2 protein-coding genes are annotated in these 1,869 nt (G+C 61.5%); both read right to left on the bottom strand.

Annotated elements, in window-relative coordinates:
- Positions 1 to 133: 133 nt before the first annotated feature.
- A complete protein-coding gene (locus tag ABT116_RS44005; RefSeq protein ID WP_011331664.1) occupies positions 134 to 1,081 on the bottom strand; it encodes a C40 family peptidase in 948 nt (315 codons plus the stop codon).
- Between the two features lie 187 nt (positions 1,082 to 1,268).
- Positions 1,269 to 1,643 (bottom strand): hypothetical protein, encoded by a 375-nt coding sequence (locus tag ABT116_RS44000; protein WP_011331666.1) that lies wholly within the window; start codon positions 1,641 to 1,643, stop codon positions 1,269 to 1,271.
- Positions 1,644 to 1,869: the final 226 nt, after the last annotated feature.

The following is a 1,869-nucleotide window of genomic DNA, read 5'->3' as shown; positions in this document are numbered from 1 at the left end:
GGCCCCCACTGAATCAATAGCGTCGTCAGCGCCGCCGGGATCAGGGCGGCGGCCCCGACACCACTGAGCGTCGAAACACTGCGACCTGGCCGCTCGGCCCGGCAGTTACTCACAGTGGAAGATAGGTCCGTCATCAGAGGAACCTGGCCGGGATCATGTCCGAACGGACTGCGCTGATCTGCACCAATTGACCGGTCTGAGGTGCCTCGATCATCTTGCCCTCGCCGAGATAGATCGCGACATGATTGGCGCCGTCAGCCTGCCAATTCCCGAACAGCAGGTCACCCGGCTGTGCCTGGCTCATCGGAATCTGGTGTCCGGCGCGGAACTGCTCCTGCGACGTCCGAGGCAGCACCTTGGTTCCGCCGCTTCCGATGAAGTACGCGAAGCGGCTCAGTCCGGAGCAGTCGTAACCGGCGATCGGGCCGCCCGTTCCATCACCCATCGACGGACCGGTCAACAAACCGCCGCCCCACTGGTAGGGAAGCCCGAGTGCCCGCATCGCAGCTTCGATGACAGCGCGAGCGAACTCAACATTGCGAGGAAGGTTGGGATCGAACTTCAGATCCGGCACCGCCGACGGTGCGAACAGGCCTGTGAGCGAGGGTATCCCGGCAGCGTTAGATGGTTGTGCGCTGAACACGGAGGGCAGAAGCGCAGGCCCTCCGGCAGGTGTCGTGTCATTTGCCGATGCGTCTTCGACAGCGGATCCGTTCGGCGCCGAGCCGGCCGGCGGAACCGAGTCCGGTCCGGGAGCAGGAAGGGCGACGTCGGGGATCAGAGCCTGTGCCTGCGGCGGGAGGATCTCTTGTATCTGCGCCGCAGCGTCTTTCAGTTCCGGGGGTAGCGCACTTTCCGCCTCGGACTGCCACGCAGGAGGAATCTGCTCCTGCAGCTGCGTCAGGGCAGTTGTTGCCTGGTCCAGGTACGGCTGCGGATCTGGAATGAACTGGGAGGCAGCCGGTGCCTGTTCCTCGACTACCGAGGTGATGGTGTCGGTGATGACTGGCTCTACGCCAGCTCCCTGCGCTGCCGATGCGCCGGCTACTGCGACGCCGACGATGAGTGATGCGATGTCCATGATGTCTTCCTTTGCCGGATGTTGGTGCGGCCGAGGGGAACAACTGTCTCGATGACCGCGGGGACTTTCAGTGCGATCCGGACAGTAGAGACGGACCTGGACAGCTCAGGTGCCTGCAAGCAATCGACGAACATAAGACCAAGGTCAACGACCTTCCCTGGCGAGCGCTCCGACGGCTCTTTTTCTTTCACCCGAGTAACTCGTACCCGAGCCGGAGGTCCTCGTCGGAGACAACGATGAGGTCATCGTCGTGTGTGCGCACCAGCCATTGCCCACACGAGAGCGGTATCCAGTGCCCCTCGGAATAGACGGCAGCGAATGCACCGACGTCGACGAATCGCGCGTAAGTGAGAGAGCCGAGTTGCTCCCACACATCAGGGTCATCGGCGAGAGACACCAACCGGTATGCACCAATCGCCTTGTCGGGAGTCGAGAGATCCTTCCACGCGAATTCCGTGAGTTCGTCGAGCGTGGTGTTACCGGGAATCGCATGAATCGAGTGAGACACAGGAGCCTTCACCCCATCAACGGCACCTAGTGGCCGAATTTCAGTGATGCTCATGGAGTCCCTCCCTCGGATTCTCGAGGCCACGTCTGCGCCCTCACTGCAGCGCAATTCGAGCAGTAGTTCTCGTCGACGGAATGTGTCCACCCTGGCTCGATCGCGGATCTCACGACACTGCACGATGACAAGTAGTTCGCCGGAACTTCTCGAGTAGTTCCACACGCATCACAGTTCACGGTGATCGACATCGTCAATTGTCAACTCCCGGATTCACCAGATCTCC

Source organism: Streptomyces sp. NPDC002130 (assembly GCF_040296465.1).
GTDB lineage: Bacteria > Actinomycetota > Actinomycetes > Streptomycetales > Streptomycetaceae > Streptomyces.
The sequence above is the reverse complement of the archived record's forward strand: the minus strand, read 5'-3'. Positions and strand labels throughout refer to the sequence as shown.